This is a genomic window from Pseudomonas sp. S2_F07, from assembly GCF_054668325.1.
The window spans coordinates 6,256,672-6,276,835 of the sequence record NZ_CP162758.1; the positions used below are offsets into that span (position 1 = coordinate 6,256,672).

The following is a 20,164-nucleotide window of genomic DNA, read 5'->3' on the forward strand; positions in this document are numbered from 1 at the left end:
TGACGGGTATCGAAATGCTTGCAACAGCCATTGAGTCGATCGAGACGATCATCGTCGATCTGCCGACCATCCGCCCGCACAAGCTGGCGATGCACACCATGCAGAACCAGACCCTGGTGATCATCCGCGTGCGTTGCGCCGACGGCATCGAAGGCATCGGCGAATCCACCACCATCGGTGGCCTGGCCTACGGCAATGAAAGCCCGGACAGCATCAAGACCAACATCGACACGCATTTCGCACCGCTGTTGATCGGCCAGGACAGCAACAACGTCAACGCGGCCATGTTGCGCCTGGAGCGCAGCATTCGCGGCAACACCTTCGCCAAATCCGGTATCGAAACCGCACTGCTCGATGCCTTGGGCAAACGCCTCGGTCTGCCGGTCAGCGAATTGCTCGGCGGCCGTGTTCGCGATGCACTGCCGGTGGCCTGGACACTGGCCAGCGGCGACACCGAAAAAGACATCGCCGAAGCGGAAAAAATGCTCGACCTGCGTCGCCACCGCATCTTCAAACTGAAGATCGGTGCCGGTGAGGTCAACCGCGACCTGGCCCACGTCATCGCCATCAAGAAAGCCTTGGGTGACCGCGCCAGTGTGCGGGTTGACGTCAATCAGGCCTGGGACGAAGCGGTCGCGCTGCGGGCCTGCCGGATTCTCGGCACCAACGGCATCGACCTGATCGAACAACCGATCTCGCGCAACAACCGCGCCGGCATGGCTCGCCTCAACGCCATGAGCCCGGCGCCGATCATGGCCGACGAATCCATCGAATGCGTGGAAGATGCGTTCAATCTGGCCCGCGAAGGCGCGGCTTCGGTGTTCGCCCTGAAGATCGCCAAGAATGGTGGCCCCCGTGCCGTATTGCGCACCGCCTCGATCGCCGAAGCGGCCGGCATCGCCCTGTATGGCGGCACCATGCTTGAAGGCGGCCTGGGCACCATGGCCTCGGCCCATGCCTTCGTCACCCTGAACAAACTGGCGTGGGACACCGAACTGTTCGGCCCGCTGTTGCTGACCGAAGACATTCTCAGCGAACCGCTGGTGTATCGCGATTTTGAACTGCACGTGCCGAACACCCCGGGTCTGGGCCTGAGCCTGGATGAAGAGCGCCTGGCGTTCTTCCGCCGCGACAAGACCATTCATCAAGCCTGAGGAGAGCATTATGCTGTTCCACGTAAAAATGACCGTGAACCTGCCGGTCGACATGAATCCCGAAGCGGCAGCCAATCTCAAGGCTGACGAAAAAGCCCTGGCCCAGCGTCTGCAAGAGCAGGGCAAGTGGCGCCACCTGTGGCGCATCGCCGGGCACTACGCCAACTACAGCGTGTTCGATGTCGACAGCGTTCAGGAACTGCATGACCTGCTGATGCAATTGCCACTGTTTCCGTACATGGCCATCGAGATCGATGCGATGTGCCGGCATCCTTCTTCCATCCGTGACGATGACCGCTGAGCCCAGCCTGTTCAGCGCGCTACGCTAATAATTACAAGATGAGGAACCCAGAATGAACGTCAAGATTTCCCACACTGCCGAAGTCCAGAAATTTCTCGAAGAGGCCAGCGGCCTGCTCAACGACGCCGGCGACCCACGGACCAAGGCACTGGTCTACCGCATCCTGCGTGATTCGGTGAACATCATCGAAGACCTGGCGGTGACCCCGGAAGAGTTCTGGAAAGCCGTCAACTACCTCAACGTGCTGGGCGCGCGCCAGGAAGCCGGACTGGTGGTGGCCGGTCTCGGTCTGGAGCACTACCTCGACCTGCTGATGGACGCCGAAGACGAGCAGGCCGGCAAGTCCGGCGGCACGCCGCGTACCATCGAAGGTCCACTGTACGTGGCGGGCGCGCCGCTGTCGGAAGGCGAAGCACGTCTGGATGACGGCGTCGATCCGGGTGTGACCCTGTTCATGCAAGGCCGCGTATTCAACACCGCTGGCGAACCTTTGGCCGGCGCCGTGGTAGACGTCTGGCACGCAAACACAGGCGGTACCTACTCGTACTTCGATACCACGCAGTCGGAATTCAACCTGCGTCGCCGCATCGTTACCGACGCCGAAGGCCGCTATCGTTTTCGCAGCATCGTGCCGTCGGGCTACGGCTGCCCACCGGACGGTCCGACCCAGCAACTGCTCGATCAACTGGGCCGTCATGGCCAGCGCCCGGCGCACGTACACTTCTTCATTTCCGCGCCGGATCATCGCCACCTGACCACCCAGATCAACCTGGATGGCGAGAAGTACCTGCATGACGATTTCGCCTACGCCACCCGTGATGAGCTGATCGCCAAGATCACCTTCAGCGATGATCAGCAGCGTGCGGCGGCCCACGGTGTGAGCGGACGCTTTGCCGAAATCGAATTCGATTTCACCCTGCAGTCCTCGGCCCAGCCTGAAGAACAGCAGCGCCACGAGCGAGTTCGCGCACTGGAAGACTGATCGCACGACCCTGTGGGATCACCACACTGTGGGAGCGAGCTTGCTCGCGATAGCGGTTTAACATTCAACATCCATGTTGACTGGCACTCCGTCATCGCGAGCAAGCTCGCTCCCACAAGGTCTTGCGATAACACATCGATGCGAGCACTGTTCTGGAATGATCCGACGCAACCTATAACAACAACGAGAGTGACCTGATGATGCAAGCGCAACTGTTGAGTCAGCGTAGCCGGGTGTTCGACCATGCCGACCCTTACGCGGTGTCGGGCTACGTCAATCAGCACGTCGGCAACCATTGCATCCTCATGCCCCGTGCGGGCCAGCCACTGGCCAGTCTCGATCATCGCAAGTTCGCCAGCCTCGACCTGTGCCGCATCAGCTACGGCGCCAGTGTGCGCGTTACGTCCGGTGCGCTGGACAGCATTTATCACCTGCAAGTGCTGCTGCGCGGCAATTGCCTGTGGCGCGGCCACGGCCAGGAGCATTACTTCGCCCCCGGCGAGTTGCTGCTGATCAACCCCGACGATCCGGTGGACCTGACGTACTCCGACGATTGCGAAAAATTCATCCTCAAGGTCCCGACCCGTTTGTTTGAATCGGTCTGCGATGAGCAGCGCTGGCGCTATCCGGGGCAGGGCGTGCGGTTTCTGGAAAACCGTTATCAGCTCAATGAACTGGAAGGTTTCGTCAACCTGTTGGGGATGATTTGCCAAGAGGCCGAGTCCACCGAGCAGATCCCCAGGGTGCAGGAGCATTACACGCAGATCATCGTCAGCAAGATGCTCAGCCTGATGAAAACCAATGTCTCTCGCCTGGAACTGGGCTCGCAGACGGCCACGTTCGAAGCGATTGCCGATTACATCGCCAATAACCTCAAGCAGGACATCGACAGCGAAGAGCTGGCGCGCCAGGCGCACATGAGCCTGCGCTCACTGTATGGCCTGTTCGAGCGCAATGCCGGCCTTACGCCGAAAAACTACCTGCGCCAGAAACGCCTGGAACGCATCAACGCCTGCCTGAGCGACCCGACCTGCAACGTGCGCAACGTCACCGAAGTGGCGATGGACTACGGGTTCCTGCACCTGGGCCGGTTCTCCGACAGCTACCGCAGGCAGTTCGGCGAGTTGCCGTCCGATACCCTCAAGCGTCGTCACTGAATCAATATTCCCTGTAGGAGCTGCCGAAGGCTGCGATCTTTTGATTTTGTTTTTTAAGACAAGATCAACGGATCGCAGCCTTGGGCAGCTCCTACGGGCTTATCTGCACAAAACGGATAAAGGTCTGCACCCCGCGGATATTCCAGCCTGCCTCCCCGTCCTAGCATGACCCCTGCCTGAACAATAACAATGGAGGCGGCGGCCATGACCCTGCGACCCGAATACGTGCATTCCCTGCTTGAAGACGATCCCGAGCAGGGCCTCTATCGCTGCAAACGCGAGATGTTCACCGATCCCCGGTTGTTCGATCTGGAGATGGAACACATCTTCGAGGGCAACTGGCTGTACCTGGCCCACGAAAGCCAGATCCCCAACATCAACGACTTCTACACCACCACCATGGGGCGCCAGTCGGTCTTCATCGCGCGCAACAAGGACGGTGTGCTCAACGCTTTCATCAACGCCTGCAGCCACCGTGGCGCGACCTTGTGCCGGCACAAGTCCGGCAACAAGAGCTCCTACACCTGCCCGTTCCACGGCTGGACCTTCAACAACTCCGGCAAGCTGCTCAAGGTCAAGGATCCGGCCAACGCCGGTTACCCGTCGAGCTTCAACTGCGAAGGCTCCCACGACCTGACCCGCGTCGCGCGTTTCGAGTCCTATCGCGGTTTCCTGTTTGGCAGTCTCAAGGCTGATGTTTTGCCGCTGGTCGAGCACCTGGGCGAATCGGCGAAGATCATCGACATGATCGTCGACCAGTCCGCCGATGGCCTGGAAGTGCTGCGCGGTTCCTCCAGCTACATCTACGAAGGCAACTGGAAGCTCACCGCCGAGAATGGCGCCGACGGCTACCACGTCAGCTCCGTGCACTGGAACTACGCGGCCACCCAGAACCAGCGCAAGCAGCGCGAGGCCGGCGACAGCAATCCGACCATGAGCGCCGGCAGCTGGGCCAAGCAGGGCGGTGGTTTCTATTCCTTCGACAAGGGCCACATGCTGCTCTGGACCCGTTGGGCCAACCCCGAAGACCGTCCGCTGTACGAGCGCCGCGATGAACTGGCGCAAGACTTCGGAAAGGCCCGCGCCGACTGGATGATCGAGAATTCGCGCAACCTGTGCCTGTACCCGAACGTATACCTGATGGACCAGTTCAGCTCGCAGATCCGCATCGCCCGGCCGATCTCGGTCAACCGCACGGAAATCACCATCTACTGCATCGCCCCCAAAGGCGAGAGCGACCACGCCCGTTCCAGCCGGATTCGCCAGTACGAAGATTTCTTCAACGTCAGCGGCATGGCCACGCCAGACGACCTGGAGGAATTCCGCTCCTGCCAGACCAGCTACCAGGGCAGCGTCACCACCTGGAATGACATGTCCCGGGGTGCCGAGCACTGGATCGAAGGCGCTGACGAGGCCGCGAAAGAGATTGACCTGCATCCGCTGCTCAGTGGCGTGCGCACCGAAGACGAGGGTCTGTTCGTGCTGCAACACAAATACTGGCAGCAGACCATGCTCAAGGCCCTGGCGGCCGAGCAGTCGAAGCTGATCGCCGTGGAGGACGTGCAATGAGTATTTCCTATGAAGCGGTGCGCGATTTCCTCTATCGCGAAGCGCGCTACCTCGATGATCGTCAGTGGGACGAATGGCTGGAACTGTACGCCCCCGACGCGACGTACTGGATGCCGTCCTGGGACGACAACGATGAATTGACCGAAGATCCGCAGCGGGAAATCTCGCTGATCTGGTACGGCAACCGCACCGGCCTGGAAGACCGCATCTTCCGCATCAAGACCGAGCGCTCCAGCGCCAGCGTGCCGGACACCCGCACCTCCCACAACATCAGCAACATCGAGCTGCTCGAACAGGCCGACGGCGTGTGCAAGGTGCGCTTCAACTGGCACACCTTGAGTTTTCGCTACAAGACCGTCGACAGCTATTTCGGCAGCAGTTTCTACACCCTCGATGTGCGCGGTGAGAACCCGCGGATCTTGGCCAAGAAAGTGATCCTGAAGAACGACTACGTTCGCCAGGTCATCGATGTTTATCACTTGTGAGACTGCCGTCATGACCCATTCCATTGCGTTCAACTTTGAAGACGGCGTCACCCGGTTCATCGACGCCAACGTCGGCGAAACCGTGGCCGATGCCGCGTACCGCCAGGGCATCAACATCCCGCTGGACTGCCGCGACGGCGCTTGCGGCACCTGCAAGTGTTTTGCCGAAGCCGGTCAATACGATCTGGGCGAGGAGTACATCGAAGACGCCCTCAGCCCGGAAGAGGCCGCGCAGGGTTTTGTCCTGACTTGCCAGATGCGTGCGCAGAGCGATTGCGTGGTGCGGGTGCCGACGTCCTCCGAGGTCTGCCGCACCCGTCAGGCCAGCTACGACGCCACCATCAGCGCCGTGCGCCAGCTGTCCGACAGCACCATCGCGCTGTCGATCAAGGGCGAAGCCCTGAGCAAGCTGGCGTTCCTGCCAGGGCAATATGTGAACCTGGGGATTCCTGGTAGCGAGCAGACTCGTGCCTATTCGTTCAGCTCGTTGCAGCGCGATGGCGAGGTCAGCTTCCTGATTCGCAACGTGCCCGGCGGCCTGATGAGCAGCTTCCTGACCGGCATGGCCAAGGCCGGCGACTGCATGAGCCTGGCCGGTCCCTTGGGCAGCTTCTACCTGCGCGACATCCGTCGGCCGCTGTTGCTGCTGGCCGGTGGCACCGGGCTGGCGCCGTTCACCGCGATGCTGGAGAAGATCGCCGAGCAGGGCAGCGATCACCCGCTGCATTTGATCTACGGCGTGACCCACGATTTCGACCTGGTGGAAATCGACCGCCTCGAAGCCTTTGCCGCGCGCATCCCCAACTTCACCTTCAGCGCCTGCGTCGCCAGCCCCGAGAGCCAACACCCGCTCAAGGGCTATGTGACCCAGCACATCGAGCCGAAGCACCTGAACGATGGCGACGTCGACGTCTACCTGTGCGGCCCGCCGCCGATGGTCGAGGCGGTCAGCCAGTTCATTCGCGAACAGGGCATCGCGCCGGCCAACTTCTACTACGAAAAGTTTGCTGCCAGCGCGGCTTGAGTCGCACACGAACTCCCGGTGTCGGTAAAGACCCAATGTGGGAGCGGGCTTGTGTTTCGACCGATACATCGTCATTGACCGATGAGGTACACATGAACAGATTCCACGAAAAAGTCGCCCTGATCACCGGCGCCGCCCAAGGCATCGGGCGGCGGGTGGCCGAGCGCATGGCCGCCGAAGGGGCGAAGCTGATCCTGGTGGATCGCTCCGACCTGGTGTTCGAAGCCCAGCAGCAGTTGGCGTCAACCACCCAGGTACTGGCCCTGACCGCCGACCTCGAGCAATACGAGGAATGCAGCCGGGTGATGCAAACCGCCGTCGAGTGCTTCGGTCGCCTCGATGTGCTGGTCAATAACGTCGGCGGGACGATCTGGGCCAAACCGTTCGAGCACTATGAAGCCTCGCAGATCGAGGCCGAGGTTCGTCGTTCACTGTTCCCGACCTTGTGGTGTTGCCATGCCGCGCTGCCGTTCATGCTGGAGCAGGGCAGTGGTGCGATCGTCAACGTATCCTCCATCGCCACCCGTAGCCTCAACCGTGTGCCCTACGGTGCGGCAAAGGGTGGGGTCAATGCCTTGACCGCTTGTCTGGCGTTCGAAACCGCCGGTCGCGGCGTGCGGGTCAATGCCACGGCGCCGGGCGGCACCGAAGCGCCGCCGCGACGCATACCCCGCAACGGTGCCGAGCAGAGTGAGCAGGAAAAACTCTGGTACCAGCAGATCGTCGACCAGACCCTCGACAGCAGTCTGATGAAACGCTACGGCACCCTGGATGAGCAAGCGGGGGCTATTCTGTTTCTGGCCAGCGACGATGCGTCCTATATCACCGGCATGGTCATGCCCGTGGGCGGTGGCGATCAGGGCTGAGGCGAGCGGCGAACAACCCCTTCGGCGAACGGAGTCATGGTGATGAGTGACAAACCCACGATCGTGCTGGTCCATGGTTTCTGGGGCGGTGCCGCCCACTGGAACAAGGTCATCGTCAAGTTGCTCAGCCGGGGTGACACGCACATTCGTGCCGTCGAGTTACCGCTGACGTCCCTGGCCGAGGATGCCGAGCGCACGCGCAAGATGGTTGCCCAGGTGCCCGGTCCGGTGCTGCTGGTGGGGCATTCCTATGGCGGCGCGGTCATCACTGAAGCGGGTGATTTGCCGAACGTGGTCGGGTTGGTGTACATCGCCGCGTTCGCCCCGGACGCTGGCGAAAGTCCCGGCGGCATCACGCAACGGCACCCGCCTGCGGCAGCGGCAAACCTGACCCCGGATAGCGACGGTTACCTGTGGGTCAAGCCCGAGCTCTACCACGAGAGCTTCTGCCAGGACCTGCCGGCGACCGAAGGGTTGGTCATGGGCCTCACCCAGAAAGCACCGCTGGCGAGCACCTTTGGCGACACCATTGGCACGGTGGCCTGGAAGAACAAGCCATCGTGGTATCAGATTTCGACCGCAGACAGGATGATCGCGCCTCAGAACCAGCAATGGATGGCGGCGCGGCTCAACGCCCGGGAGATTCTGACCTTGCATGCCAGCCACGCATCATTGGCTTCGATGCCCGCCGAAGTGGCGGCCTTGATCGACAGGGCCGCGACGGCGTTGGCCAAAGGCTAGGGCCTACAGGCGGCGCACAAAGGTGCCGACAATACTGCGCATGGTGTCGCTGATGTTCAGGTTGTGGACCGCATCCAGAGGGTGCCAGATGCAATCGGTGATTTCGTTCAGCGGCCGCAGTTGCTCAAGGTTCAGTACCGACGCCTCGAATACGTGATGTCGGGTGTCGTCCGATTCCAGCTCCAGCACGTACACCAACTCGTCGACCCGCAAGCCGGTTTCCTCCAGCAGCTCGCGAACGGCGGCATCGGCGGCGCTTTCACCCCGTTCAAGCTTGCCGCCGGGCAACGTCCAGCGTCCTCCACGCTTGCGTACCAGCAGTACATGCCTGTCTCGCTCGCAGATGATCGTTGCGCGTACTTTCATGGATTACCCGATGTCCGTTGTCATGGAAAAGGCATGCAAATGCAGCATTCGGGCCAGGGCCGCGATTGTGCTGCTATCTGGGTAATTTGAGCGGCCGACGCGACGAAAAGTGCAACCGAAAGAAGGAATTTCCATGGCGACGGCTGGTCGGTATTTTGGACAAGGGTGGGTGTAAGGTTAGCAAGTCAACCTGATATCACTGCCCAAAAGGAGGTGACTATGAGTGTTCCGATGCTGAACAAAATGCACATGAACGGTTACGACGTACTCAGTGTGAACCACGGCCCCTGGCGGGTGTGCACCCAGGGCGACCGACTGGGCTCGTTTGCCAGTCGAGAAGAAGCACTGGCGTTTGCCGCTTCGTTGCCCGGCTACAGGGCGCGTACTGGCAAGCCTGCGGGCAGCCATCAGACAAAATGAAATCGGGCCAGAAGCCCCGGTTCTCCGGGGCTTTTTCATGATGCTACGACGCTAGTAGCCACCACCTCCACCGGCGCGGGAGGGCTCCCGGGCCTTAAGCTGCGTATTGCTCCATTGCGCGCAGGTCATGAAACTCTTGTGGTCGACCATGCCCCGGCCGTCGAAGCTGACATTGAACGCTTGTTGATGGCCGGACTGAGTCAGCCTGTAGTCAAAGCACGTGCCGGGTTCGGCGGTACGGTCGCTGACCGTCAGGGGCTGGCCGCCGATTTGACGGACTTGCTCCTGGGTCATGCCGGTGTCGACTTTCGCGACCAGAGGCTGGTCCTGGTAGATCGAGTTGGTGCTGCAGCCTGCCAACGCGGTCAGTACGACGACCAGCGTAAATAGAGGCCTGTTCATGGCAGCGCTCCCGCTATTGAGCCTTGTTGCGGCTAATAACCTTGGCTTTCACTTCCTCGGCGTAGCCGGACAGTTTTGCTTCATCGCCCTGAAACAAGGCGCACAGCTTCTGAACGGCTTGCGCGTCGATGTCATTGCCAAGCAGGCGCAATTGCTGCTCGATGCGCAACAGCTCCACGGCCGACCAGCGCAAATCTGACGCAAGCCCCTGCAGATCGCGCCGAAGTTCCTGTTCCGATTCGTTAAGCCACATAATGACCTCCTGAATGCCTCATTCAGGAATTCTAGACCTGTTTACCGGGCCGGATGTTATGTTCGTCTGATTGAGCGGGGTTTCCTTTGGTCGGGGAAATAAACGTGAACATGACAGTACGCTTTCCTGCTTTATCTGAAAGCAAGGAACTAACCGGGCAAAGTGATATCAATGAAAGTCGCCGAATCGTTGGGGATGGCTGTAGGGACGATGGCGAGCTACATTTTCTTTTTTCGAATTAAAGGAAGCAGCATGCGGATGTTGATGGGAGGGGTCGCGCTGGCATTACTGGCCGGGTGTTCGTTGCCGGCGTCGCTGGTACCGGGCGAGCCAAATGTCAGCAAGCAGAGCGAAAAAACGCCAAAAGAGTATGCGGCGTGTGTGTTGCCTGCCTGGAAAAAGGAAGTATCGAATACCACTCAGGTTTCGATATCCAATGGATACCGCATCACGGCGCCCAGCGTGATCACGGCCGACGAAGTGCTGGATATCGTGAAATACAAGGACGGCAGCCGGGTTTCGCTCTATCAGGGGCCACCTTGGGCCAAGTCAGGCGACCTGCGCAAAATCGTGCGCGACTGTTTGTAAGCGAGGGAGGGTGAAAATCGGTCACCGACCGTTTTTCGACTCAATTGAGAAAAAACCGGATGCCTGGCGTGCATCCGGTTTTTTTTGCGTGCCATTTGCCTGTGTGAAATTTACCGTGTATTTTTTCATGAAATTAAAAATACAAAATTTCACGAGGCCGTATGTTTCAGCAATCCACCCGGCATGTCGCCAGTTACTACGCCCATACCTGCGCCGATCGTCTGGTCGATCGAGCCGCACTGGAAGGTGAGCAAGACACCGAAGTGCTGATCATCGGGGCCGGCTTCAGCGGATTGCACACGGCTTTGCGCCTGGCGCTGGCCGGCAAGCGCGTAACTTTGCTCGAAGCCAGCCGGGTGGCCTGGGCCGCGTCCGGGCGTAATGGCGGGCAGGCGATTCTTGGTTGGTCGTGCGACATGCCACCGCTGGAAGCGGCACTGGGTTACGAACGGGCGCGGCGCCTGTGGGACGGCATGCGCTGGGCCGCGCGGGAACTGCGTGACTTGCCTGGCCGCCATGAGTTCGATTGCGACTACCGCGCCGGTCATCTGTGGACCTCGGTAATGCCCCGTCGGGTAGGCCTGCTGACCGAATGGCAACACGAGGCCAGCCACAAATGGGGCCACGACAAACTGCAATTTATCGAGCGCAGCGAATTGCCCCGGTGGGTTGCCAGCGAGCGTTATCAGGCCGGCCTGTTCGATCCCGAAGGCGGGCATCTGAATCCGCTGAAACTGGCCCTGGGCCTGGCCGATGCGATCGAACGGGCCGGTGGCCGCATCCATGAGCTAAGCAAGGCGCTGAGCTATGGCGAGGAGGGCGACGGGTTTGTGGTGACCACCGAGCGTGGTCGTATTCGCGCCGATGTGCTGGTGCTGGCGTGCAACGCTTACCTCGATCGACTCGATCCGCAACTGGCCAGTTGCGTGTTGCCGGTCGGGACCTATCAAGTCGCGACCGCGCCGCTCTCCAAGGAGCAAGCTACCGCCCTGCTGCCAAGCAACGTGTGCGTGACCGACAACCAGTTCGTACTCGATTATTTCCGTCGCACCCCGGATAACCGCCTGCTGTTCGGCGGTGGTTGCACTTACCTGGGCGGCATGCCCAAGGACATCGCCGCCGCGACCCGGCCGTTCCTGGAGCGCGTGTTCCCGCAACTCACCGGCGTCGATCTGGAGTTTGCCTGGGGCGGCCACATCGACCTGACCCTCAAGCGCACGCCGGATATCGGCCGGCGTGGCGATCTGTACTGGATGCAGGGGTATTCCGGGCATGGCGTGCTGCCGACACTCGCCGCGGCGCGGGCGGTGTCCGACGCGGTACTCGGCCAGCCCGACGAATTGTCCCTGTACCAGGGCCTGAACAACGGCAGTTTTCCCGGCGGAAAATACCTGGCCGCGCCACTGGAAGCCATCGGCAAGGCCTGGTATCGACTGCGCGACAGCATTTGAAGCGACACTTTTCTGGAAGCCTCTAGATGGACATGCAAGAAGAAATCTCGGCGCTGGCGATCCTGATCCAGGACCTGCGCAAGCACAAGAAATACACCCTCAAGGAACTGGCGGACAAAATCGGTCGTTCCGTGGGGTTTCTATCCCAGGTCGAGCGCGGCCTGTCGCGCCCGACCGTGGCGGACCTGACCGCCATCAGCGAAACCCTGGGGGTGCCGACCACCTATTTCTACAGCCTGCCCAAACCCATGGCCTTGTCCTGGGTCACCCGCCCGGACGAACGCCGCACGCTGTACTACGCCGACGGCATCACCGACATCCTCGTTTCGCCAAAGATGCGCGCGTCCTTTTCGATGCTCGAAAGCCAGCTCGAACCCGGCGCCAGCAGCGGCGACCGGCACATGAAGGACAGTTCCGAGCAGGGCGGTTATGTCCTGGAAGGGCAACTGACCCTGTGGCTCGACGACAACGAACCGGTGACCCTGCATCCCGGTGACAGCTTTCAACTGGCAAGCCATGCGCACTGCCGCTACGGCAACCTGTCCGACCAACTGACCCGCGTGCTTTGGGTTTACACCTGATAACAACAAGGACCAAAACGATGGATGCTGTGTGCTCTGAACTGCTGGCCGAGGTTCGCAACTTCCGCCACTGCAACCCCGAAGTGCGTTACGTCGACCTGATATCCCTGGACATTCCGGGGCATTTCTACGGCAAGCGCTACCCGATCGAGATGCTGGAAAAAGTCGCTGCCGGCAGTGCCCTGAAGCTGCCGCAGAACTGCGTGCTGCTCGGCACCCAGGGCGGACTGTTCAAGATCGGCGATTACTGCTTCAACGATGGTGACCCGGATGCACTGCGCCGTTTGGTGCCTGGCACCTTGAAGTTGGTGAGCTGGGAAAAGCAGCCCTTGGGCCAGATGCTGATCACCTCCGACGGCACCGAAAAACCCATCGAATTCGAACCCCGCGAAGTGCTGGCGCGGGTGCTGGAGCGGCTCAAGCGCAAGGGCATTTTCCCGGTGGTGGCCTTCGAACTGGAGTTCTACCTGTTCGACAGTCGCTTGAAGGACGGCTTGCCGCAATTTCCCCGTGATGAGCTGAGTGGCGATGCCGACGATCAGCCGAACATGCACATCGAACGCCTGTCGCGCTTCGCCCCGGTGCTCGATGAAATGGTCGAGACCGCGCGAGCCCAAGGCGTCGATGCCACGGTGATCACCGCCGAACTCGGCCCGGGCCAGTTCGAAATCAACTTCGGCCATTGCGATGACGGCCTGCGCGCCGCCGACTGGGCTGCCCTGTTCTGTCGCAGCACCCGGGGCGTGGCGCTCAAGCACAACTACCGCGCCAGCTTCATGGCCAAACCCTACTTGCAGCACCCCGGCAGCGGCATGCACGTGCATGTCAGCCTGTATGACCAGGCCGGCAACAACCTGCTGGCGGCGAACGGCCAGCGGGCGCTGCGCCATGCGGTGGCCGGTTGCCTGGATGTGTTGCCGCACTGCATGCCGATCTTTGCCCCGAACCACAACGCCATGCGCCGCTTGAGCGGCACGGTGAACGTCGCGTCCCGCGCCAGTTGGGGCTTCGAGGATCGCGATGCCTGCTTGCGTATTCCGGAGTCGGACATCAAGAACCTGCGCATCGAACATCGCCTGGCGGGCGCCGATGCCAACCCCTATCTGGCGTTGGCGGCGATTCTGGTGGGGCTGGAGCAAGGCCTGGAAGGGGAGCGCGAGCCGATTGCACCGCTCAACGAAGACCGTGGCAGTGGCATCGATTTTCCGTTGGAAATGCTTGAAGCCGTGCAGTCCATGCAAAATCATGCATCGCTGCGCGAAGGCTTGGGGGCGGAGTTCGTGGACGTCTATTGCGAAAACAAGCGTCAGGATCATCTGGCATTTCTGCATGACATCAGCGCGCGGGAGTATCGTTGGTTCTTGTAGTCGCCCTTAAAAATATGTGGATATTGAAGGGGTTAGAAGGATTAGTAACCGGATAGTGAATAAAAATATCTTGTTACAGACCGAAATATTCCGTAATATCCGCGCCGCGTTCACCACCACGGTTTATGCATTTTTAAATCCCGGGCGTCCATCAGCTGCCTGGGATTTTTTTTGCCTGAGATTTGAGACCGCAATGGCGCCCCCTCATGGCTATCAGCCGAGCGGCCGGACAGGCGGGGTTTGTCTCGATTCAATGCACTTGACCACTGGCCGTCTCCGGTCGATTGGCTGAGGAAGTGTCACAGCCGATCAAGGCCGCGGCCAATATATAGATCAGTAAATACTCAGGCTTCACCGAACAATATCCATTCGATGTTTTCCTCTTTGACGGTCATTCGGTCGGCGAGCAAGAAGCGGCTAAGACGATGCTGAACATTCAGGGTCGGCATGATCTCGCCCTTCTCGAAGCGCCGGGGCTCGCCTTTTTCCAGGCGCGACCAGGATTGACCGGCGATACTTTCCGCCAGCCAATAACCGGTATGCGTGCAGGCTTGGCCGCTGATGCAGGTCGGTCTTTTGATGTAGTCGATCTGTATAAAGGCCGAGGAGCCTGGCATGGGCCGGCCGGTGGCGGGTTCGAGGACTTTGGCCTTGGCCAGTTGGTGAATCAGTGCTTCGCTGGGCTTTTCTGGTGGGACATTGGCCAGGCGTTCTTCGAGCCATTGGAGCTTGCCGTCCCAAGCAGGCAACGTGGCAGGCGGCAGTGGGACGATCTCGTTGATCTCGGGGACTTTGGGATTGGCGTAGGAGTAACCCGAGAGGATTTTCCAGATTTTTTCGTAGCGATCGGCGCGTTCGAGGTCTTCCTGTTGGCCCAGGTAGTACATCCGATCATCCGGCTCCGGACCACGGAAGCCTTTGCTCAAAAAAGAAGTCGAAGTGCTGTCACCGGCCGCTGCCCCGTGCTGGAATGCTTCGAGTGCTTCCTGATAACGCCCTTTCGTCGATAAATTAATACCTAGTGCTCTTGCCGCTTTGCCGTTTCCTTGCTCCCCAGCGCAACGGCGCATTTGCCGGGCAACGTCCGGGGCAATGTTGATCGGCGCCAACTTGTCTGCGACATAGGCTTGAGCTAGCGGATTACCTTCATCGGCGGCTTTGCGGTAGTAACGCAACGCCATTTCGTGATCTTTCTGTAGTCCCGCCGAACCGTTCTGCAGGAAAATGCCGACAAAGTAATATCCCGTTGCCACTCCCGCGTTGATCAGTTGCTCACTCATGCGCAAATGCTCTTCGCCACGGAGTCCGAAATACCCGCGCATGGCACCGTTCTGCAGATTGATATTGGCCTTGTAGTGACCGTTCTCACTGGCGATGCGGTACAAGCGCTCGATCTCCGCATCAACAATCTTGTCCTGCTTGAGTTGGTTGTTCTTTTGCAACCAGCGCGCGTAATGGAACAGCACATCGGCCTCAGCGGGCGGCGCCGGAATTGTTTCGTGTTGGCAGGTGAAGGCGAGATCAACGTTGATATCGGTGAGCGGGTTTACAAAGTCCACCGACAAAGGCTCGGCACTGTTGGCGCCACAACCGGTCAAGGCGATGAGTATCAAACAGCTCCATAAATACTCAGACCTCACCGAACAGTCTCCATTCGATATTTTCCTCCTCGACCGTCACACGGTCGGCGAGCAGGAATCGGCTGTGACGATGCTTGACGTTCAGGGTCGGCATGATGTCGCCCTTCTCGAAGCGCCGGGGCTCGCCTTTTTCCAGGCGCCACCAGGATTGACCGGCGATACTTTCCGCCAGCCAATAACCGGTATGCGTGCAGGCTTGGCCGCTGATGCAGGTCGGTCTTTTGATGTAGTCGATCGGTATGAAGGCCGAGGAGCCGGGCATGGGCCGGCCGGTGGCGGGTTCGAGGACTTTGGCCTTGGCCAGTTGGTGAATCAGTGCTTCGCTGGGCTTTTCTGGTGGGATATTGGCCAGGCGTTCTTCGAGCCATTGCAGTTTGCCGTCCCAGGCGGGTAACGGGGCGGGCGGCAGCGGGAGGATCTCGTTGATTTCGGGGACTTTGGGATTGGCGTAGGAGTAGCCCGAGAGGATTTTCCAGATTTTTTTGTAGCGTTCGGCGCGTTCGAGGTCTTCCTGTTGGCCGAGGTAGAGCAAGCGGTTATCTGGCTTAGGGCCACGGAAGCCTTTTTCCAACCGGCCGGCAGCACCGTCGCTACCAGCTACAACGCCCATCTGGAAGACCTCAAGCGCTTCTTGGTACTTTCCTTTGTTCTTAAAGTGGACACCTAGGGCGACGGCTGATTTACCGTGACCTTGTTCAGCTGCGCAACGGCGCATCTGCCGCGCAACATCCGGGGCAATATCAATCGGCGCCAACTTGTCGGCTACAACTGCCTGAGCTTGCGCATTGCCCTGATCGGCGGCTTTGCGGTAGTAACGCAAGGCCATTTCGTGATCTTGCTGCAACCCGCCTGCGCCGTGCTGCAAAAAGATACCGACAAAGTAATATCCCGTTGCCACTTCCGCGTTGATCAGTTGTTCACTCATGCGCAAATGCTCTTCACCACGGAGTTTGAAAGTACCGCGCATCGCACCGTTCTGCAGGTTGATATTGGCCTTGTAGTGGCCGTTCTCACTGGCGATGCGATATAAACGTTCGATCTCTCCATCGACGGTCTTGTCCTGTTTGAGTTGGTTGTTCTTTTGCAACCAGCGCGCGTAATGGAACAGCACATCGGCCTCGGCGGAGGCCGTGGGGATCTGCTCGTGCACACAGGTAAAGGCCATATTGGCCTTGGCTTCAGTCAAAGGGTTCAAGGGCGCTTCCTTGGTCGAAGTAGAAGTAGGATTACTGGTATCGCAGGCGAGCAGCAGCAGGCATGACAACAACAAGACCCGTCGCATCAGTCGAGGTCCGACAGGTCTGATTTACCGAAGTAGAACTCAACGACGGGGGCACAAGGCACATCCTTGTCTTCCTGAAAGTCTTTGTTGTCGTCGATGATCCACTGCCAAGCTTCGAACGCTTCCTCCGGATCATCCTGCGCGCCCAATCCATTCGTATGCATATCCCACAACCGCCGCCGCATCGCCTGCGTCACACTCGCCCATTCATGCGCAATATTCAGTTCGCTATCGACCTGCATGCTGCGGGTATTGATGTTGGCCGAGCCGTGAGTGGTGAACACATCGTCGACGATCATCAACTTGGAGTGGATGTACACTGGCATCCAGGGCTTACCGGCGGGCGAGTCGGGGGCAACCAGTGAGCACACATGGACTTTCAGGCCGGAGAGTTCCGGGAGTTGGGCAAAAGTCTCTTTCTCGATTGCCTCGATTTGGCTCTGGAGTGCGGTTTTGCGCCAATCGTTGTCTCGATTCTTGCTCCGCTGAGCTTCCTTGGCCTTGTCGCTGAGATCGGTTCCGCCCAATGCGTTGGTGAGTTTCGTCAGCGTGATCAGGGCATGCTGCTCCAGCCGTTCGCCCAGGCTGGTTTCCAGTGCGGCGGCGTCAGCTTTTGCCTGTTCAATACGCCGTAACTTGGTGATTGCAGGCATGGTATGGCCGCGCCCGAGGCTTTCGAGCATGCGCTGGGTGTTCACGGTGCCGGAGCCGATGCCACCCTCGCTGGCGTTGGTGATTACAAACAGGTGCAAGGGGCCGTGTATGGCGGGGTCGCGCCCGGCCTTGGTCTGGCCGGCGGCAACGGCCTTGATCAATTCGGCCAGGGGCGGCCAGCGGAAATACTGGTTTTCGATGTAGATGAACTGGGTCGCGTTGTTGACCGCCTGCAGGTACAGCTTCTCGATGTCGCGCTTGCCCTCCTGGGCCTGGGTGCGCAGGATCTGCGCGATCTGTCGGGTGGCTTGCGGGGCGCATTGTTGTTGCGGCCCGATCTCTTTGGCTTGGCGCAGGTCGAGCAAGTCCTCGCCGGTTTCCTTGCGCCAGGCGCTGGCGAAGTTGTGGTGCAGGTGTTCCAGGATCGGCCCACTGACCTGGCTTGAAATGTCCTGACGTGGGGTATCGCCACGCGGGCCCTTGTTGGGGGCGGGTTTGGTGTCCTTGTCACGGTTCACCGCCAAATGGTCATTGGTGTCCCAGTACTCGTCGAGCATGTTATGACCCATCACGAAACCGACGGCGCGGTCCGGCAGTTCATAATCGACGAGAACGGTTTTTTGATGATGGGTCGCTGTCGCCGTCAGGATGAATTGCGTGGTGGCGCTGACCTGCGGGTCGAGACTTTTGTATTTCGCCTGATGGGCTATTTCGGCCCTCTCAAGTACGCTGAAACCGCGACTGACGAACACTGGAGTGCCGCGAGCCGCCAGATGCGCAGCGGCCATGTTGTCGGCAAGCGCACAGTTGGCAAACCACTGGCGGTCATAAGCATATTGCTCGTCCGTGGAGGGTTGCATCGCCCGGTCGTATATCCGGTACGGGCCTTTACCGGGCAGATTGGATTCGTCGGCAAAGCCCGCGCTGTTAAACGGCATTTCCCACCCCAATATCCGCACCTTGACGCCTTCGCGAGCCATGGCCATCAGCAATTCACCGATACGCGGCGATATTCCGTCGCGGATGAAATACATCGACGGCTGAAAGCCCCAGCAGATGATGTCGACAGTTGCCTTGGCCTGTGAAATGGCCAGGTGCACGGCCCGAAACGTCTCTTCCCCATTGATCAGCGGTTGATACGTCGCCATGGCGGGAGGGTATTCGGTATTGCGCACATACCATGGCGGGGTACAGGTCACCTCTTGGGTGTGCTGGAGTGCGACCGGTGTGACGATCTCGTATTGGCTCATGGTGTTTTCCCTTCCTGATCACCAGCGCCTTCCATCACCGTGGCATACAGGCCGCGGTGATCGGTGTGCGATATGGGCTGGCTCACCTCGGCGTGGGCTTGCGAAGGGTGGTTGTGCAGGCCACGATTGGCGAGTTCCGCCTGCTCGGCGTTGCGGTATTCCGTGGGCACCGGAATCTGGTAGGTCACACCGTTGGCCATCACCAACCGGTAGCCCTGCGTGACGACCTGATGGTCGATCGACAGTTGCCCGGTCTTGTCCAGCACACCCTGCTTGAGCACTGCGCCGTCGGCGTAGAGCGTATAGGGCATGCCCGCCCCGTTTTGGCTGGAGGCATTTGGGGCGGGTGACAGGTTGAATCGTAAGGTCTGTCTGGACAGACTTTGCGGATAGTCCGGATGCGTGGCCTTCATGCTCGCCGGACCGCTGTACTCGAAATGCGCCGCCTTGACGTTGTGATCGCCCGCCGTGCCCGACTCGATGCCACACGTCTCCAGGGTGATGTAGCTGCCCCCGCCGTTGAGGACGATTTTCTTTTTCGCCGTGATGTGGATTTCATCTTCGGTGCTGGTGATCTCCAACCCGTGCCGTGCGATCAGCTCCAGGCGATCGTTCTGCGCCTGCACCCTCACCGGGCCCTGATTGGCGATCAGCTTGATCCCCAGCTTGCGTACGAACAGGCTCAGGCCCTGGCCGACGCCGATGAACAGGCGCTTGACCACGCTGGCATGGCGGTCGCCGAGCGCGGTGTAGGGTTCGGCGTAGTGATAGGCCTCGCCGTAGGTGCCCTTGGCGCCGCGCGTCTGGTCGATGTCGCCGTCGAGGTACGCGCGGGCGTCCCGGTGCTGGTAGGCGCGGATGTTCACGTGCTGCTCCACCACCTGGTGTTCCGACTGCAGGGCCCAGACGCTGTCCTCACCGCTGCTGCTCAACCCGCAGAGCGGACGCAGCGGCAACTCGACGTCGAACTGGTAGGCGCGCGGGGAGTCGTGGAATTCGACGACGTCGATACTCAGGCGTTCGTCGCTGGTGAAGCGGTACCAGATGCCGACTTCGGCCAGCAACCGGGCAATGAAGGCCAGGTCGCTTTCGCCGTATTGCATCACCTGCTCGCGCCGGGGGTATTCGCGGTGCAGGTGGAAGAGGAAGTCCTGGCCCCTGAAATCGTGGCGACTGCGCAGGATGTGCTCGACGATTTCCGGCACCGACCGGTGCTGGTAGATCCGGTATTGCCGGCCCCGCGCGAGCAGCGCCAGACGCGGTTGCAGGGTGACTTCGTAGCGTGCCTCGTCGACGGAACCGGACAGGCGTTTGAAGCCACCGATCACCCCGTGCAAGCCGCGCAGCGGCTTGACCTCGGACGGTTCGAAGATCAGCGACGAGACCTTTTCCGGCAGTGCGTGCAGGCTGAAGCTGGCTTGTTGGCCAAGCATGAGCTCGGCGTCGATGTCGAGTTGGCTGGAGGTGAACTCGATGTGGTAGCTGAACGGCTGGCTGAGGTGTTCTTCGCCGTGGAAGGCCAGGACGTCGAGGGGGGCGTCCAGCTCCCGGACCCAGAGTGTGTGGCGGCTGTGGTCGAAAAAGGTACGCGGTGCGTTGGACAAAATCAGGCCTCCCTGGGCTGTTGAAGC

21 protein-coding genes are annotated in these 20,164 nt (G+C 60.1%); 14 read left to right on the forward strand and 7 right to left on the reverse strand.

The window, feature by feature from the left end; translation table 11 throughout:
• Positions 1-14 precede the first annotated feature (14 nt).
• From AB4O40_RS28510 to AB4O40_RS28550, 9 genes are all read left to right on the forward strand, one after another.
• On the forward strand, positions 15-1,154 hold the full coding sequence (locus AB4O40_RS28510) for a muconate cycloisomerase family protein (protein ID WP_056723540.1): 1,140 nt from the start codon (positions 15-17) through the stop codon (positions 1,152-1,154).
• A gap of 10 nt (positions 1,155-1,164) precedes the next feature.
• Complete coding sequence (gene catC, locus AB4O40_RS28515; protein ID WP_460056909.1) at positions 1,165-1,455, forward strand: muconolactone Delta-isomerase; 291 nt, start codon at positions 1,165-1,167, stop codon at positions 1,453-1,455.
• A gap of 52 nt (positions 1,456-1,507) precedes the next feature.
• Entirely contained in the window at positions 1,508-2,437 is a 930-nt protein-coding gene (catA, locus tag AB4O40_RS28520; RefSeq protein ID WP_056723545.1) for a catechol 1,2-dioxygenase, read from the forward strand.
• A gap of 197 nt (positions 2,438-2,634) precedes the next feature.
• Positions 2,635-3,594, forward strand: coding sequence for an AraC family transcriptional regulator (locus AB4O40_RS28525; RefSeq protein WP_460154628.1), 960 nt, complete (start codon positions 2,635-2,637; stop codon positions 3,592-3,594).
• A 204-nt stretch (positions 3,595-3,798) separates the two neighbouring features.
• Positions 3,799-5,163, forward strand: coding sequence for a benzoate 1,2-dioxygenase large subunit (gene benA, locus AB4O40_RS28530; protein WP_409079278.1), 1,365 nt, complete (start codon positions 3,799-3,801; stop codon positions 5,161-5,163).
• A complete protein-coding gene (gene benB, locus AB4O40_RS28535) occupies positions 5,160-5,648 on the forward strand; it encodes a benzoate 1,2-dioxygenase small subunit (RefSeq protein ID WP_056723550.1) in 489 nt (162 codons plus the stop codon). The genes benA and benB overlap by 4 nt, the downstream gene beginning before the upstream one ends.
• A 10-nt stretch (positions 5,649-5,658) precedes the next feature.
• On the forward strand, positions 5,659-6,672 hold the full coding sequence (gene benC / locus AB4O40_RS28540) for a benzoate 1,2-dioxygenase electron transfer component BenC (RefSeq protein ID WP_056723552.1): 1,014 nt from the start codon (positions 5,659-5,661) through the stop codon (positions 6,670-6,672).
• Between the two features lie 92 nt (positions 6,673-6,764).
• On the forward strand, positions 6,765-7,538 hold the full coding sequence (locus tag AB4O40_RS28545; RefSeq protein WP_056723554.1) for a 1,6-dihydroxycyclohexa-2,4-diene-1-carboxylate dehydrogenase: 774 nt from the start codon (positions 6,765-6,767) through the stop codon (positions 7,536-7,538).
• A gap of 42 nt (positions 7,539-7,580) precedes the next feature.
• Positions 7,581-8,279 (forward strand): alpha/beta hydrolase, encoded by a 699-nt coding sequence (locus AB4O40_RS28550; RefSeq protein WP_460056903.1) that lies wholly within the window; start codon positions 7,581-7,583, stop codon positions 8,277-8,279.
• A 3-nt stretch (positions 8,280-8,282) separates the two neighbouring features.
• On the opposite strand, the gene AB4O40_RS28555 is transcribed toward AB4O40_RS28550, so the two are convergent.
• Positions 8,283-8,645, reverse strand: coding sequence for an NUDIX hydrolase (locus tag AB4O40_RS28555; RefSeq protein WP_056723558.1), 363 nt, complete (start codon positions 8,643-8,645; stop codon positions 8,283-8,285).
• A 219-nt stretch (positions 8,646-8,864) separates the two neighbouring features.
• Between AB4O40_RS28555 and AB4O40_RS28560 the strand changes: the two genes are divergently transcribed.
• Positions 8,865-9,065 carry an SPOR domain-containing protein gene (locus AB4O40_RS28560; protein ID WP_056723560.1) on the forward strand — a complete coding sequence of 67 codons (201 nt, stop codon included), beginning with the start codon at positions 8,865-8,867 and terminating at the stop codon, positions 9,063-9,065.
• Positions 9,066-9,116: 51 nt separating this feature from the next.
• On the opposite strand, the gene osmE is transcribed toward AB4O40_RS28560, so the two are convergent.
• Both osmE and AB4O40_RS28570 read right to left on the reverse strand, forming a co-directional pair.
• A complete protein-coding gene (gene osmE / locus AB4O40_RS28565; protein WP_056723562.1) occupies positions 9,117-9,467 on the reverse strand; it encodes an osmotically-inducible lipoprotein OsmE in 351 nt (116 codons plus the stop codon).
• A 13-nt stretch (positions 9,468-9,480) separates the two neighbouring features.
• Complete coding sequence (locus AB4O40_RS28570) at positions 9,481-9,720, reverse strand: hypothetical protein (RefSeq protein ID WP_046043505.1); 240 nt, start codon at positions 9,718-9,720, stop codon at positions 9,481-9,483.
• 252 nt (positions 9,721-9,972) lie between these two features.
• Between AB4O40_RS28570 and AB4O40_RS28575 the strand changes: the two genes are divergently transcribed.
• The 4 genes from AB4O40_RS28575 to AB4O40_RS28590 all read left to right on the forward strand — a co-directional run bounded on the left by AB4O40_RS28575 (position 9,973) and on the right by AB4O40_RS28590 (position 13,707).
• A complete protein-coding gene (locus AB4O40_RS28575) occupies positions 9,973-10,308 on the forward strand; it encodes a hypothetical protein (protein WP_056723564.1) in 336 nt (111 codons plus the stop codon).
• 161 nt (positions 10,309-10,469) lie between these two features.
• Positions 10,470-11,759, forward strand: a complete 1,290-nt coding sequence (locus AB4O40_RS28580) for an NAD(P)/FAD-dependent oxidoreductase (protein WP_056723566.1) — start codon at positions 10,470-10,472, stop codon at positions 11,757-11,759.
• 26 nt (positions 11,760-11,785) lie between these two features.
• Complete coding sequence (locus AB4O40_RS28585; RefSeq protein ID WP_007976194.1) at positions 11,786-12,340, forward strand: helix-turn-helix domain-containing protein; 555 nt, start codon at positions 11,786-11,788, stop codon at positions 12,338-12,340.
• A gap of 20 nt (positions 12,341-12,360) precedes the next feature.
• Complete coding sequence (locus AB4O40_RS28590; protein ID WP_223541496.1) at positions 12,361-13,707, forward strand: glutamine synthetase family protein; 1,347 nt, start codon at positions 12,361-12,363, stop codon at positions 13,705-13,707.
• 344 nt (positions 13,708-14,051) lie between these two features.
• On the opposite strand, the gene AB4O40_RS28595 is transcribed toward AB4O40_RS28590, so the two are convergent.
• The 4 genes from AB4O40_RS28595 to AB4O40_RS28610 all read right to left on the reverse strand — a co-directional run bounded on the left by AB4O40_RS28595 (position 14,052) and on the right by AB4O40_RS28610 (position 20,137).
• Positions 14,052-15,272 (reverse strand): SEL1-like repeat protein, encoded by a 1,221-nt coding sequence (locus AB4O40_RS28595; RefSeq protein WP_460056896.1) that lies wholly within the window; start codon positions 15,270-15,272, stop codon positions 14,052-14,054.
• Positions 15,273-15,336: 64 nt separating this feature from the next.
• Positions 15,337-16,611, reverse strand: a complete 1,275-nt coding sequence (locus AB4O40_RS28600; protein WP_317850370.1) for an SEL1-like repeat protein — start codon at positions 16,609-16,611, stop codon at positions 15,337-15,339.
• A 17-nt stretch (positions 16,612-16,628) separates the two neighbouring features.
• Positions 16,629-18,533, reverse strand: coding sequence for a phospholipase D-like domain-containing protein (locus AB4O40_RS28605; RefSeq protein ID WP_223541498.1), 1,905 nt, complete (start codon positions 18,531-18,533; stop codon positions 16,629-16,631).
• Positions 18,530-20,137, reverse strand: coding sequence for a type VI secretion system tip protein VgrG (locus tag AB4O40_RS28610; protein ID WP_223541499.1), 1,608 nt, complete (start codon positions 20,135-20,137; stop codon positions 18,530-18,532). Before AB4O40_RS28610 ends, AB4O40_RS28605 begins: the two co-directional genes overlap by 4 nt.
• Positions 20,138-20,164 lie beyond the last annotated feature (27 nt).